Raw genomic sequence first — 14,423 nt, 5'->3', positions numbered from 1 at the left:
GCGACCAAGGCTTCACGGCTCAGGAAGAGAGATGACGATGCAGCAGGATGCGGCTCTGCCTCCGGTCCGGAACTGGGATCCCGAAATCGACGACACGCTGGTGTGCCGGGCGGTGCGGGACGAAACGCACGATGTGAAGACCTTCGTCTTCGCACCGCGGCAACCCTGCCTGTTCCGGTTCAAGCCGGGCCAGTTCATCACGCTGGAACTGCCCATCGGCGGCGAGACCATTCACCGCAGCTACACCGTCTCCTCTTCCGCCGCCCGGCCGCACCGGCTTTCGATCACCGTCAAGCGCGTGCCCGGCGGCCCGGTGTCGAACTGGCTGCACGATACCCTGAAGCCGGGCGACACCATCCGCGCCGTCGGCCCGCTCGGCGAGTTCACGCCGGCCGAGTCCGAGACGCCGCGCAAGTTCCTGTTCCTGTCCGGCGGCAGCGGTGTCACGCCGCTGATGTCGATGACCCGGACCTTCGACGATCTCGGCGAAGACCACGACATCGTCTTCGTCCACGCCGCCCGCACCCCGGCCGACATCGTCTTCCGTCGTGAACTGGACGCGCTGACCGGCCCCGGCCGGCGCCTGCGCGTCGCCCATGTCTGCGAGGGCATCGGCACCGAGGCCCATTGGGCCGGCTTCACCGGCCGGCTGTCGCTGCCGATGCTGGGCCTGATCGCGCCCGACTTCATGGAACGCGAGGTCTATGTCTGCGGCCCCGGTCCCTTCATGAAGGCGGTGCGCGCCTTCCTGGAGGAAGGCGGTTTCGACATGACCCGCTACCATCAGGAGAGCTTCAATTTCGAAGAGCTGGTGGCCGACCTTGCCGCCGGGGACCAGCCACAAGAAGCCCCGTCCCAAGCCGCCCCGATTGAGGACGCGCTGCAAGCGGCCGGCTTCCGCATCGAATTCGCCAAGACTGGCAAGGTCTTCACCTGCCTGCCGGACATGGCCGTGGCGGATGCGGCATCGGCGGCCGACATCCGGGTTCCGACATCCTGCTCGCGCGGGCTGTGCGGGACCTGCAAGACAAAGCTGATTTCCGGCACGGTGGAAATGAACCACACCGGCGGCATCCGCAAACGGGAAATCGACCAGGGGTTGATCCTGCTCTGTTGCAGCCGTCCCACCAGCGATCTGGTGGTGGAGCGTTAGAAGCATCGCCAATGAATTGTCTTCCGGGGGCAGGCCGCTGACGCTAGCATTCCGAAGGATGGAAGATGGCCGTCAAATGGGGGCCGTCGGACTGGGAGGGTGTCCTGGTGGGGAAGACAGTGGAATATCGCCGGTTCGGCGGTAGCGGTCCCGCCCCCCGGCAGGAGGAACGCGCGCTTCTGTCGGTCGGGTTCATCCTGACCAACAATTTCACCCTGACGGCGCTGGCCCCCTTCATCGACGCCCTGCGGCTGGCGGCCGACGAGGGCGACCGGTCGCGGCAGATCCGCTGCCGCTGGACCATCATGGGGTCGCGGGCCGAACCGGTGATGTCCAGCTGCGGCATCGGCGTCGCCCGCTGGGAACCTCTGACCGACCCCCGCCGCTTCGACTATGTGGTCGTGGTGGGCGGGTTGCTGCATGCCGGCCCGCAGCTGGACGACGAAACGCTGGCCTATCTGCGCGCCGCAGCATCCTATGGCGTGACCCTGGTCGGCGTGTGCACCGGCAGTTTCGTGCTGAGCCGCATCGGCCTGATGAAGAACCGGCGCTGCTGTGTCAGCTGGTACCATCACCGCGATTTCGTCGAGGAATTTCCCGATCTGGTGCCGGTGGCCGACCAGCTCTATGTGGTGGACCGCGACCGCATCACCTGTTCGGGCGGCGCCGGCGTGGCCGATCTGGCCGCCTTCCTGATCGAACGCCATCTGGGACGCGCCACCGCCCAGAAGACCATGCACATCCTGCTGATCGACAAGGCCCGTCCCGCCAGCCAGTCGCAACCGCAGCCGCCGACGATGGTGGAGATCACCAACGACCGGGTCCGCCGCGCCCTGCTGCTGATGGAGCAGCACATCAGCGATCCGCTGTCGGTGGAGGAGATCGTCCACCGGCTGAGTGTCAGCACCCGGCAATTCGAACGGCTGTTCCGGCTGGCGGTGGGCACCAGCCCGGCCACCTACTACCGGGCCTTGCGCCTGCGCTATGGTCATTGGCTGCTGCGCAACACCAAGCGGTCGGTCACCGCCATCGCGAACGAGGCCGGCTTCGCCGACTGCGCCCACTTCTCCCGCCAGTTCCGGGAGCTGTTCGGCGTTTCGCCGTCGGACGTGCGCCGCAACGCCGTGCCGGATGCGGAGGCCGATCCGCATGTCTCGCCCCTCGCCGCCTTCCGGCGCACCAACGCCAACTCCCTGCTGCCCGACCGCCGCCTGTTCGAAGACCCGGAGCCGATGGTCCGGGACACCGCGCAGGTGGACTGACGGGACAGGTTACCGCCGATTTTCCAAAAAATTCATATGCTTGTTCGGCCGGCGCCCTCCTGTTTCTCTCCTGTCGCAAAAAGGTAATTCCCGGTCGCGGGGGGCAACGCGACAATCGCGCCGATGGTGAATTCTTGGCAGGCTCAATACTGGGGATCGTTCCTGCCATGTCCTCACCCGCCGAAGCCCTTCTGAAGCCTCTGCAGATCAAGCATTTGACGATCCGTAACCGCGTGATGAGCACGAGCCACGCGCCGGGCTACGGATCCGAAGGCAAGCCGAAGGAACGCTACCAGCTCTATCACGAGGAAAAGGCCAAGGGAGGCATCGGCCTGACGATGTTCGGCGGCTCCTCCTCCGTCGCGGTGGACAGCCCGGCGGCCCCGTGGAACCAGATTTCCGTCGCCGATGACAGCGTCATCCCCTTCTTCCGTGAATTCTCCGACCGGGTGCACCGCCACGGCGCGGCGCTGATGATCCAGCTGACCCACATGGGCCGGCGCACCCGCTGGGACACCGAGAACTGGCTGCCCACCGTCTCCGCCTCGGCCGCCCGCGAACCGGCGCACCGCAACACGCCGAAGGAGATGGAGGATTTCGACTTCACGCGGATCATCGCCGGCTATGCCGCCGCGGCCCGCCGCTGCAAGGAAGGCGGTCTGGACGGCTTCGAGCTGTCGGCCGCCCATGGCCACCTGATCGACCAGTTCTGGAGCCCCTCGGCCAACCGGCGCAGCGACAAGTATGGCGGCAGCCTGGAAAACCGCATGCGCTTCGGCATCGAGGTGTTCGAGGCGATCCGCGCCGAGGTCGGCGACGATTACGTCATCGGCATGCGCATGTCGGGCGACGAGCTGATCGACGACGGCCTCAGCCATGAAGACTGCATCGCTATCGCCCGGACCTATGCCGAGCGCGGGCTGATCGATTTCGTCAACGTGCTGGGCGGACAGGCGCGCGATCATCTGGCGCATGCCATCTCGCTGCCCAACATGTCCTTCCCGGTCGCTCCCTTCCTGCATCTGGCCAGCGGCATCAAGCGCGAGGCCGGCATCCCGGTCTTCCATGCCCAGCGCGTGACCGACCTCGCCACCGCCGCCCGCGCGGTCGAGGAGGGCCATGTCGACATGGTCGCCATGACCCGCGCCCACATCGCCGACCCGCATCTGGTGCGCAAGCTGATGGAAGGGCGGCTGGACGATGTGCGGCAGTGCGTCGGCGCCGGCTATTGCATCGACCGCATCTATGTCGGCGGCGACGCGCTGTGCATCCAGAACGCCGCGACGGGCCGCGAGCGGACCATGCCCCATGTCATCCCGAAGGCGGAGCGCAAGCGCCGCGTGGTGGTGGTGGGCGGCGGCCCCGGCGGGCTGGAAGCCGCCCGCGTCTGTGCCGAGCGCGGCCATTCCGTCGTCCTGCTCGAACGCAACGCCGCCCCCGGCGGCCAGATCAACGTCGCAGCCAAGGCGACCTGGCGCGAGGCGATGAGCGGCATCACCCGCTGGCTGTCCCAACAGGTCACCAAGCTGGGCGTCGATGTCCGGCTGGGGGTGGAGGCCGACCGTGCCGCCGTCGAGGCCGAGAACCCCGACGTGGTGATCCTCGCCACCGGCGGCCGGCCCAATCGCGGCGACTTCAAGGGCGCCGATCTGGCGGTGTCGACCTGGGACATCCTGACCGGGTCGGTCGAGCCAACCGGAACCGTCCTGATGTATGACGGCACCGGCCAGCATCACGGCGCGTCCTGCGCGGAGTTCATGGCCAAGCGCGGTGCACTGGTGGAGATCGCCACCCCCGACCGCATGGTCGCGGAGGAGGTCGGCACCACCAACCAGCCGATCCACCTGCGCGAGCTTTACAAGCTGAACGTGGTGATGACCACCAACCACCAGCTCGTGGAAATCTACCCGGAGGGCAACCGCCGCGTCGCCGTCCTGCGCAACGAATACACCCACGAGGAAGAGGAACGGCTGGTCGACCAGATCGTGGTGGAGCTGGGCACCCTGCCCAACGACGGCCTCTATTTCGATCTGAAGGACCATTCGCTGAACCGCGGCCAAACCGACCTGGACAGCCTGATCGCCGGCCGGCCGCAGCCGGTGCAGGTCAACGGCCATGGCGACTACACGCTGCATCGCATCGGCGATGCGGTGGCCGGCCGCAACATCCACGCCGCCATCTACGACGCGGCGCGTCTCTGCAAGGACATCTGACACCCCGCCCAGCGCCCCCAGCCAAGCGACAGGAGCCGTCCGACGTGATCGCCACCGCTCTCACCACCGTCGTCCTTGCCGTCCTCGCCATCGGCGCGGCATTGGCCGCCTGGCAGTCGCGGCGTTGGCTGGCCGGCCGGCCGGCGACGGTCGGCGTGGTCGCCGGGCTGCGCGCCCTGCCCGGCCGCTATCTGGTCGATGTCCACCATGTCGTGGGGCGGACGCCGTTCAACGCCCGCTTCCATGCGCTGGTCGCCGGCGGTTTCCTCGCGGCTCTGGCGCTACTGGTGGCGATGGGCGTCGCCTTCGGTGGGTCACGCGTTCTCTGGCTGCTGCTGGCGGTGGTGCTGGCGGTCATGCTGGCCGGTGCCCTGATGGTCCGGCATCGCCGCCGGGTTTTGCGCCCGCGCGAGCTGTCGCAGGGGCGCTTCGCTCGCCTTCCCCTGTCGCTTCTGGGGTTTTCCGGCGGTCTGCTGGTGGTGGCACTCGACCAGTCGCTGGGCGGAATCATGCCGGAGGCGCTGGCCCTTGTGCTGGTCGCAGTCGCCGGGGTGGCGATGGCCGATCTGGTGTGGGGCGTGTGGAAGGGGCCGCTGAAGCATGCGGTGCATGGGGCGCTGCATCTGGCCTTCCACCCGCGTCCGGCCCGCTTCCATGACGGCAAGGGGCGTGACACCGGGCTGAAGCCGCTGCCGCTCGCTCCTGCGGAGGAGACTGAGCCGGGCGGTCTGGGTGTGGAGCGTCCCGTCGATTTCGCCTGGAACCGGCTGCTCGGGTTCGATGCCTGCGTCCAGTGCGGGCGCTGCGAGACCGCTTGCCCGGCTTTTGCCGCCGGCCTGCCGTTGAACCCGAAGAAGCTGGTGCAGGATCTGGTCGCCGCCATGGACGGGCAGGCCAGCGACGCTGCATATGCCGGCAACCCCCATCCCGGCCGCGGCGTCGGCAAGGCCCATGGCGGATCGTCACTGCCGCTGATCGGCCCGGATGCGATGATCCATCCCGACACGCTGTGGTCTTGCACCACCTGCCGCGCCTGCGTTCAGGAGTGCCCGATGATGATCGAGCATGTGGACGCCGTCGTCGACCTGCGCCGCTTTCAGACTCTGGAGTTGGGTGCCACCCCGGGCAAAGCCGCCGTCATGCTGGAGGAACTGCGCGCCACCGACAATCCTGGCGGCCGCGCGCTCGCCCGGCGCTGGGACTGGGCCGCCGACCTGTCGCTGCCCCGGCTGCCGGCCGGCGGCTCCTGCGACACGCTGCTGTGGGTCGGCGACGGTGCCTTCGATCTGCGGGTCCAGCGCTCGCTGCGGGCGCTCGTCCTGCTGCTGCGCCGCGCCGGGGTGGATTTCGCCGTGCTGGGCGAGGATGAACTGGATTGCGGCGACGTCGCCCGCCGACTGGGCGACGAGGCGACCTTCCAGTCGCTGGCGACCCGCAACGTGGCGACGCTGAACGCCCGCCGTTTCTCCCGCATCGTCACCGCCGATCCCCATGCCCTGCACACGCTGCGCAACGAATATCCGGCCTTCGGCGGCAGCTGGACCGTCGTCCACCACACCGCCCTGCTGCTGGAGTTGATCACCGCCGGCGCGCTGTCGGTGACCAAGCCGGTGGGGCGCAGCGTCACCTTCCACGACCCCTGCTATCTCGGCCGCTACAATGGCGAGATCGAGGCACCGCGCGCCCTGCTCGACGCCATCGGCGTGGAGCGCCGGGAAATGCTGCGCGCCGGCCTGCGGTCGAGCTGCTGCGGCGGTGGCGGCGGCGCTCCGCTGACCGACGTGTCGGGCGAGCGCCGCATCCCCGACGTCCGCATGGAGCATGCGCGGGAGACCGGCGCCTCGCTGGTCGCCGTCGCCTGCCCCAACTGCGCCCTGATGCTGGAAGGCGTCGTCGGTCCCCGGCCGGAGGTGGCGGAGATCGCCGAACTGGTGCTCGCCGCGACGGAGACCGCCCGATGACCACCACCCAAATCCGCCGCCGCGTCGATCCCCGTGCCGAACGTGCTGCCCGCACCGTCCTGACCGGCCAGCGTCCGCGCCTGCTCCGCCAGCCGGTCGCCGCCGCAGCCAACGAACGCCGCCGCGACCCGCGCGCCCTTCGCGCTGCCGCATTGGTGCAGAGCCAGCCGCGCCCGCGCTATGACTGGACCCGCGACGCGGCTTCGGCCGGTACCGCCGCGGCTGTCGGTATCGCCGTCGCCGCCATGCCCGCGATCCCGCTCCGGGTGATCGCCGAGCCGGCCTACCTGGTCCTCGCCATACTCGACCGCCCCGGTGGCGAGGTCGGCGAGCATGACCGGCAGGTGATCGCCGCCGCCCGGCTGCTGGCCGATGCGGGGGGCGGTGCCGTGGTGACCGTCTGCACCGGTTCGGGCGAGGCGCTGGCCGAGGCCGGGTCCGACCGCCATGTCGCCCTGCCCGACGGCTGGGCCGACGATTACGTACCGGAACGGCGCGCCGCCGCCGCTTCGGCGCTGATGACCGCACTGTCTCCCCGCCACATCCTGTTCCCGGACAGCCCGGACGGCGCCGACGTGGCGCGGCGGGTCGCAGCGGCGGCGGGAGAGCGGCTGTTCACCGGCGTGCAAAGCCTCGGCCCCGACCGCGCAACCCGCCAGTCGGCCGGTGGCTCGCTGGAGACCGGGCACCGCCCCACCCGGCTGATGACGGTGGCGGCCGACGCCTTCGCCCCGCTCGACGGCGTGCGGCACGAGGCCCGGCCGCTCGATCTCGAAACGTCGGTGGCCGTGAACGAGGTTCTGCCCCGGCTGGGTGGCGCCCGCCGGCTGGCCGTCGATCCCGACGCCCTGTCCCTGTCGGAAACCGATTTCATCCTCAGCGCCGGCAATGGCGTGACCGACTGGCCGAGCTTCGCCGATCTGGGCGGGGCGCTGGGCGCCACCCGCGCCGGTAGCCGCGTGGTCTGCGATGCCGGGCACCTGCCGCGCGAACGGCAGGTCGGCGCCTCCGGCACGGTGGTCGGCGCGCGCTGCTACCTTGCCTTCGGCATTGCCGGCGCGCCGCAGCATCTTCAGGGCATCACCGGCGTCCGCCATGTGATCGCCGTCAACACCGACCTCCATGCCGAGATGATCAAGCGCGCCGACCTGTCCATCGTCGCCGATGCGCAGGCCGTCATGCCCGCCCTGATCCGGCTGATCCGGGAGCGCCGCCATGACTGAAGCCGCCACAACCAATGTCGCGGTCCTGCTCTCCATCGGTCGCCACCCGGTCTCCGGCCGCACCCGCCGTGCCGCCACCGACGCGCAGGCGCTGGAGATGGCGCTGGCGCTGAGGCCAAAGCGGCTGACGGCGATCCATGCCGGGCCGGCCGCCGATGCCGACGCTTTGCGCGCCTATCTCGGCATGGGGCTGGAACGGCTGACGATTCTGGTCCTGCCGGAGGGTGCCGATCCGGTCGAACCGCTGATCGGCCATCTGCGCCGTCTCGCCCCGTCGCTGGTCCTGACCGGACGGCAGGCGGAGGACGGCGAGGGCAGCGGCATGCTGCCCTATCTGATCGCCCGCGGCCTCGACGCCGCCATCGTCCCCGATGTGGTGCGGATCGGCCCATCCGACGCGCCGGCCTCCACGGCCAGCATGACCGACCTCGTCCAGGCGCTGCCGCGCGGGCAGCGGCGGGCGCTGGCCGTCACCGGCCGTCTCATAGCGACCGTCCATCCATCCGCCCCGCCCGCCCGCGCATCGGCCTTCGGCCCGGCCCGGCGGGGCGTCATCGAGCCGGTGGCGGCACAGGCGACCGCCGATCTCTTCCTGTCGGAGTGCGAGCATCGGCCTTGGCGCCCGAAGCCCAAGCTGATGCGCGTCAAGCGCGGTGGCTCGGCCCTGGACCGGCTGAAAGCGGCGACCGAGAGCAAGAGCGGAAAAGGCCAACTGCTGGTCAACCCGACAGCTGAAGCGGGGGCGCTGGCCATCTACGACAGCCTTGTCGAACAGGGAATGCTTCCATGAAAACCATGCAAAACGATCCTCCCAGTACCACAGGTCACGCTGTCGCCAACCCGGGGGAGGCACGCCGATGAACACGATGATGCGAAGCGCGGTTTCGGTCGGCGGCCCTGCCAGCCTCGGCTTTCCCCGCGGAGCGGCCAGGACGGGCATCGGCGAGGATGCGGCGGTCCGGCTGGAGGTGCGGAACGTCTACAAGGTCTTCTCCGCCGATCCGAAGCCCGCCCTGTCGATGCTGCGCCAGGGTGCCAGCAAGGCGGAGGTCCTGGAAAAGCTGAACGTCAATGTCGGCGTCCTCGACGCCAGCTTTCAGGTCCGCGCCGGCGAGATCTTCGTCATCATGGGGCTGTCGGGGTCCGGCAAATCCACCATGATCCGCCTGCTGAACCGGCTGATCGAGCCCAGCAGCGGCGAAATCCTGCTGGACGGCAAGGATCTGGTCAGCATGTCGAAGGCCGACCTGATCCAGGCCCGCCGCCGCAACATGGGCATGGTCTTCCAGTCCTTCGCCCTGATGCCCCATCTGACCGCTCTGGACAACGCCGCCTTCGGCCTGGAAATCTCGGGCGCCTCCAAGGCGGAGCGCCACAAGGCCGCCCAGCAGGCGCTGGAGCAGGTGGGGCTTGGCACCTACGCTCACCGCTATCCGCGCGAGATGTCGGGCGGCATGCAGCAACGTGTCGGCCTTGCCCGCGCGCTGGCGAACGATCCGACCATCCTGCTGATGGACGAGGCCTTCTCCGCGCTGGACCCGCTGATCCGCACCGAGATGCAGGACGAGCTTCTGCGCCTGCAACGCGAACAGCAGCGCACCATCGTCTTCATCTCCCACGACCTCGACGAGGCGATGCGCATCGGCGACCGCATCGCCATCATGGAAGGCGGGCGCATCGTGCAGGTCGGCACGCCCTACGAGATCCTCAGCCGGCCGGCCGACGATTACGTCCGCTCCTTCTTCCGCAACGTCGATGCCTCGAAGGTTCTGCGGGCCGGCGACGTCGCACGGTTCGAGGCGACCAACACGGTCATCCGCCTGCCCGGCGAACTGGCTCCCGCCCTGCAGCAGCTGCGCGAGAACCATCACAATTTCGGCTATGTCCGCACCCCGGAGGGCCATTTCGAAGGCATCGTCTCGCGGGCGACGCTGGAACGCGAGCTGAACGGTCCGCAGCCGCGCTTCGTCAATGCCTTCCTGCCCGGCGTCCGCACGGTCAACGCCGCGGCGCCGATCCATTCCCTGCTCGCCCTGGTCGCCGACAGCGAATGGCCGGTGCCGGTGGTCGACGACGACGACAACTTCCTCGGCGCCATCTCGCGCGCCCTCATGCTCCACACCTTGGTTCGGGGGGATTGACCGATGGACTTCGAAATCAGAATCGGCAAATGGGTCGAGGAACTGGTCACCTTCATGCTCGACCATTTCCAGCCGACCTTCGACGCGATCGCGACGGTGGTGAACGGCTTCGGCGCCGCCATCGACTTCGTGCTGGTCGGGGCACCTGCCTGGCTGCTGATCGGGCTGATCGTCGCAACCTCGCTGTGGCGCGTCGGCACCGGCTTCGCCGTCTTCACGGTCGCCGCCCTGACGCTGATCGCCGGCATGGGACTGTGGACGGAAACCGCCTCCACCCTGGGGCTGGTGCTGACCGCCACCCTGCTCAGCCTGCTGATCGGCGTGCCGCTGGGCGTCTGGATGGCGCGCAACCGCGTGGTCGAAAGCATCGTCCGCACCACGCTGGACTTCATGCAGACCATGCCCGCCTTCGTCTATCTGATCCCGGCCGTGATGTTCTTCGGTCTGGGCCGGGTGCCGGGCATCCTCGCCACCGTGATCTTCGCCATGCCGCCGGCCGTGCGCCTGACCTCGCTCGGCATCCAGCAGGTTCCGGCCGAGATCGTGGAGGCCGGCAAGGCCTTCGGCTGCCATGACCGCCAGCTTCTGTTCAAGGTTCAGCTGCCGAACGCCTTGCCGTCGATCATGGCCGGGGTGAACCAGACCATGATGATGGCGCTGTCGATGATCGTCATCGCCTCGATGATCGGCGCCGGCGGGTTGGGCAACGTGGTGCTCCAGGGCATCCAGCGGCTGGACATCGCGCTCGGCTTCGAAAGCGGGCTCAGCGTCGTTCTGCTGGCGATCATCCTCGACCGCATCACCCAGAGCTTCGGCCAGACCGCCGCCGCTCCGCGCCCGGTACGCTTCGCGTTCCTGCGCCGGTTCCTGCCGGTGCCGGCACGGTGAGCGCGGGGGCTCTTCCGGAAGAGGGCTCCGCCGCCGCTCTTCCGGCGCGGCCCCTGCCTCTTCACGGGCTGCGGCCGCATGCCGATGGACAGGCGCGCGGCCTGGGACCGGGGTTGGAGCCGGGCGAGATGCAGGTGGAGCGGCTGGTCGGCGTCGCCCTGGCCGACCGGCTGGAGGAGCTGGCCGCCCTACGGCTGGCGGTGCTCGGCGAATTCCCCTATCTCTATCGCGGGTCGGCCGCGTACGAGGAACGGTATCTCTCCGATCTCGGCAGCCTGCCGGGCGGGCTCATCCTTGCCGCCTTCGACCGCAACCGCATGGTCGCCGCGGTCACCGGTGCGCCGCTCGACCAGGAAATCGACGCCTTGAGCGATCCCTTCACCCATGCCGGCCGCGACACGGGCGCGATCTTCTATTTCGGCGAGGTGGTGGTCCTGCCCTCCCACCGGGGGCGGGGTGTCGGACCGGCCCTGCTGGAGATCGGCGAATCCCATATCCGCGACGACGGCCGCTTCGCATCCGCCGCCTTCGGCGAGATCGTGCGCTCCACCGACCATCCCCGCCGTCCGAAGACCTATCGGACGCCCGATGCCGCGTGGCGGCGGCTGGGCTACCGGCTGGAACCGGACATCGGCGGCGCATTGTCCTGGTGCGACTCCTGCGACCGCGAGGAAACCGCCAAACCCCTTCGCTTCTGGGTCAAATCCTTCCTTCCCGGCACCGGAGCATGACGCATGCCGCATGACGGCCTTGTCTTCGACCTCCCGGCCGGGGAGAGCGCGGGCGACGAATGTCCGCTGCTGAGCCGCGAAATTCCCTACCGCGATCCGGTCGCCGCCTTCGCGCCCTGGTCCGGCCAGCCTTTCGCCGCCCTTCTGCACAGCGCCGCGGAAGCCGGCGGCCGGGGCCGCTGGAGCATCGTCGCCGTCGATCCCTTCCGCACGGTCGAAGCGCGCGGCGGCTCCGTCACCGTGGATGGCAAAGCGGTTTCCGGCGATCCTTTCACCGTGCTCGAACGGGAACTGGACGCCCATCGCCTGCCCCTTCCCGCCGACCTGCCCGTTCCCTTCGCCGGTGGCGCCGTCGGCTTCCTCGGCTATGAATTGGGACAGGTGCTTGAACGGCTGCCGGCACGGCACGGTGACGACGGCGGCCTGCCCGACATGGCCTTCGGGCTCTACGATACGGTCGTCGTTTTCGATGAATGGGAGCGGCGCGGCTGGATCCTGTCCAATGGATGTCCCGAACGCAGCCCGGTGAGCCGCCGCCTCCGTGCCGCCCACCGCCTCCAGTCCTTCGCCGATGCGCTGGCAGCGGCGCCCAGCGATTTGCCGCCGCTCAACGCCGCCACCGCGCCCTGGCGGCCGGAGATCGAGCGCAATGAGTATTGCCGCCGGGTGGAGCAGGTGCTGGAGTACATCCGCGCGGGCGACATCTTCCAGGCCAACTTCACCGGGCGCTTCCTGGCCGACCGCCCGGCAGGCCTGTCGGTGCTCGACCTCTACCGCCGCCTGCTGGCGCGCAGCCCCGCCCCCTTCGCGGCCTGCCTGTCGCTGCCCGGCGGCACCGGTCTGGCCAGCGCCTCGCCGGAACGCTTCATCCGGCTCGGCGCCGACGGCCGCATGGAAACCCGTCCGATCAAGGGAACCCGCCCGCGCGGTGCCACGGCGGAGGAAGACGAGGCGCTCGCCCGCGAGCTTGAACACAGCATCAAGGACCGGGCCGAGAATCTGATGATCACCGATCTGCTGCGCAACGACATCGGCCGCGTCGCGCGCATCGGCAGCGTCAGGGTGCCGCTCCTGTGCGGGGTGGAGCGCTTCGCCTCCGTCCATCATCTGGTATCGGTGATCGAAGGACAACTGAAGCCGGGGCTGGGGCCGGTCGATCTGCTGCGCGCCACCTTCCCCGGCGGCTCGATCACCGGCGCGCCCAAGATCCGCGCCATGGAGATTATCGACGAGCTGGAAGCCTCTCGGCGCGGCGCCTATTGCGGATCGGTGGCCTGGATCGGCTTCGACGGGGCGATGGACAGCAGCATCGTCATCCGCACCCTGACCGTCACGCCCGACCGCGTCGTCGCCCAGGCCGGCGGCGGCATCGTCGCCGATTCCGATCCCGACGGCGAGCATGATGAGATGATGGTGAAAATCCGCCCGTTGCTGCGCGCGCTGGATGGCGGATAAGAGAAGGCGACGACCGGCGCGGGTGCTGGGAAAAAAAAGGCCCCGGCCGGTTCAGCGGTCGGGGCCTTCCTGTTTTGGGCGATGGCGGGCAAGAGCCGCCGATGTCACTGGATATCGTTCGGCTGGACGACGACCCAGTTCCGGTCGGCGAGGACCGGCAGCTTCTGCTCCGCCTGCCCGGCGGCGGCAGTTTCCCACATCTGCTTGATCTGCTTCATGTACTTGTCCTTGCGGTTGACCCACACCCGCAAGCCGCCATTCGCCGCGTCGGTGGAATGCAGCAGCATGTAGCCGTCGCTGGTGGGTGTGTCTCCCGCCACCAGCACCGGCTTCTTCCACTGGTCGATGTAGGTGAGAATCGCCGCGTGCTTGCCGGCGAACCAGGTCAGCGGCGCCCACAGATAGGTGCCGAGTTCCAGGTCCATCGTCTTGGCCCAGTCGTATTTTCCCTCGGCGATCAGCTTGCGGGCCGTGGTCACTTCGCCGGTGGAGCGGTTCTTCAGCAGCATGGTGACGCCGATGACGTTTTGCGGCTTGACGTTGTAGCCGTATTTCGGGTCCGACAGCACCATCCGGACCAGCTCCTCGCTGGCGGCGGTCACCACATAGACGTCGATCCCGTTGGCGGTGAGATGGTTCACCAGCTCCTGCTGGCCGGTGTAGAATTTGGGCGGGCTGACCTCGACCGTCTTGACCGCGTCGCCCTCGTAGTAGGTGGCGGGGATCGGCTTGCCGTCGGCCAGCATCTCGTCGACGAACCCCTTCAACTGGGCCAGGGTGAAGCCGGAAAAGATCTGCGCCACCCACGGATAGCACACCTGATCGTCGATCTCGCACAGCCGGTAATAATAGCTGTTGAGGCTTTCCTTGTGCCCGTTCACGTCCTTGAACGGAATGATCTTCAGGGACGGGTCCATGCTCTCGCGCGACAGCACGCCCTTGCGCTCCAGATAGGGCAGCAGGGATTCCTCAAGGTCGTAGCGGTACAGCGTGTTGTCGGCATCGAACACCGCATAGGCGCCCTTGCCGGCATTGGCGGACACCAGAGCCTTGAGGCTCGCCGCAGCCTCCGCCGGCCAATGCGCAAGCGGTTGGGGGGATCCCGATTGCGCCATGGCGGCCATCGGAGCCATCGCGACCATGCCCGCAAGCAGCGCGGAGCGGAAAAGCGTCTTCATCTGTGCCCTCTCTTCCCTGTTCAAAGACACGATTCTTCGAGATCGGCACCACTCTTTTGGAGTTATGCCGGCTGTTCTGGGGATTATCCCGAACTGTCCAAAATTTTTTCAGTTGAGGGTCACAGTTTATGACAGATTCTTTACATCTGTCCACTAAATCTAATTTCCAGAATCTGTCGCGGATTGACCTGAAGTCGTCGCCTATACAGAGGATTTTC

The 14,423-nt window shown here is 68.3% G+C and carries 11 protein-coding genes; 10 read left to right on the top strand and 1 reads right to left on the bottom strand.

Annotated features, from left to right (window positions below; translation table 11 throughout):
• The first annotated feature begins 31 nt into the window (after positions 1 to 31).
• The 10 genes from CRT60_RS21120 (at position 32) to pabB (ending at position 13,027) form a co-directional block, all read left to right on the top strand.
• Positions 32 to 1,153 (top strand): FAD-binding oxidoreductase, encoded by a 1,122-nt coding sequence (locus tag CRT60_RS21120; protein WP_244592671.1) that lies wholly within the window; start codon positions 32 to 34, stop codon positions 1,151 to 1,153.
• Between the two features lie 65 nt (positions 1,154 to 1,218).
• Positions 1,219 to 2,415: a GlxA family transcriptional regulator gene (locus CRT60_RS21115; protein ID WP_244592670.1), complete on the top strand. Its 1,197-nt coding sequence runs from the start codon at positions 1,219 to 1,221 to the stop codon at positions 2,413 to 2,415.
• Between the two features lie 167 nt (positions 2,416 to 2,582).
• Entirely contained in the window at positions 2,583 to 4,628 is a 2,046-nt protein-coding gene (locus CRT60_RS21110; protein ID WP_098738479.1) for an NADH:flavin oxidoreductase, read from the top strand.
• Positions 4,629 to 4,672: 44 nt separating this feature from the next.
• The gene (locus CRT60_RS21105) at positions 4,673 to 6,589 is read left to right on the top strand and encodes a DUF3483 domain-containing protein (protein ID WP_098738478.1); all 1,917 of its coding nucleotides are present in this window, start codon (positions 4,673 to 4,675) and stop codon (positions 6,587 to 6,589) included.
• Positions 6,586 to 7,812 (top strand): electron transfer flavoprotein subunit alpha/FixB family protein, encoded by a 1,227-nt coding sequence (locus tag CRT60_RS21100; protein WP_098738477.1) that lies wholly within the window; start codon positions 6,586 to 6,588, stop codon positions 7,810 to 7,812. Before CRT60_RS21105 ends, CRT60_RS21100 begins: the two co-directional genes overlap by 4 nt.
• Positions 7,805 to 8,602, top strand: a complete 798-nt coding sequence (locus tag CRT60_RS21095) for an adenine nucleotide alpha hydrolase family protein (RefSeq protein WP_098738476.1) — start codon at positions 7,805 to 7,807, stop codon at positions 8,600 to 8,602. The genes CRT60_RS21100 and CRT60_RS21095 overlap by 8 nt, the downstream gene beginning before the upstream one ends.
• Positions 8,603 to 8,669: 67 nt before the next feature.
• Positions 8,670 to 9,953 (top strand): glycine betaine/L-proline ABC transporter ATP-binding protein ProV, encoded by a 1,284-nt coding sequence (proV, locus tag CRT60_RS21090; RefSeq protein WP_098738475.1) that lies wholly within the window; start codon positions 8,670 to 8,672, stop codon positions 9,951 to 9,953.
• A 3-nt stretch (positions 9,954 to 9,956) separates the two neighbouring features.
• The gene (locus CRT60_RS21085; protein ID WP_098738474.1) at positions 9,957 to 10,841 is read left to right on the top strand and encodes an ABC transporter permease; all 885 of its coding nucleotides are present in this window, start codon (positions 9,957 to 9,959) and stop codon (positions 10,839 to 10,841) included.
• Entirely contained in the window at positions 10,838 to 11,572 is a 735-nt protein-coding gene (locus CRT60_RS21080; protein WP_098738473.1) for a GNAT family N-acetyltransferase, read from the top strand. Before CRT60_RS21085 ends, CRT60_RS21080 begins: the two co-directional genes overlap by 4 nt.
• 3 nt (positions 11,573 to 11,575) lie before the next feature.
• Positions 11,576 to 13,027, top strand: a complete 1,452-nt coding sequence (gene pabB / locus CRT60_RS21075; protein WP_098738472.1) for an aminodeoxychorismate synthase component I — start codon at positions 11,576 to 11,578, stop codon at positions 13,025 to 13,027.
• 104 nt (positions 13,028 to 13,131) lie between these two features.
• On the opposite strand, the gene CRT60_RS21070 is transcribed toward pabB, so the two are convergent.
• A complete protein-coding gene (locus CRT60_RS21070) occupies positions 13,132 to 14,205 on the bottom strand; it encodes an HAD family hydrolase (RefSeq protein ID WP_098738471.1) in 1,074 nt (357 codons plus the stop codon).
• Positions 14,206 to 14,423 lie beyond the last annotated feature (218 nt).

Origin of the sequence: Azospirillum palustre (genome assembly GCF_002573965.1) — a bacterium.
GTDB lineage: Bacteria > Pseudomonadota > Alphaproteobacteria > Azospirillales > Azospirillaceae > Azospirillum > Azospirillum palustre.
The sequence above is the reverse complement of the archived record's forward strand: the minus strand, read 5'-3'. Positions and strand labels throughout refer to the sequence as shown.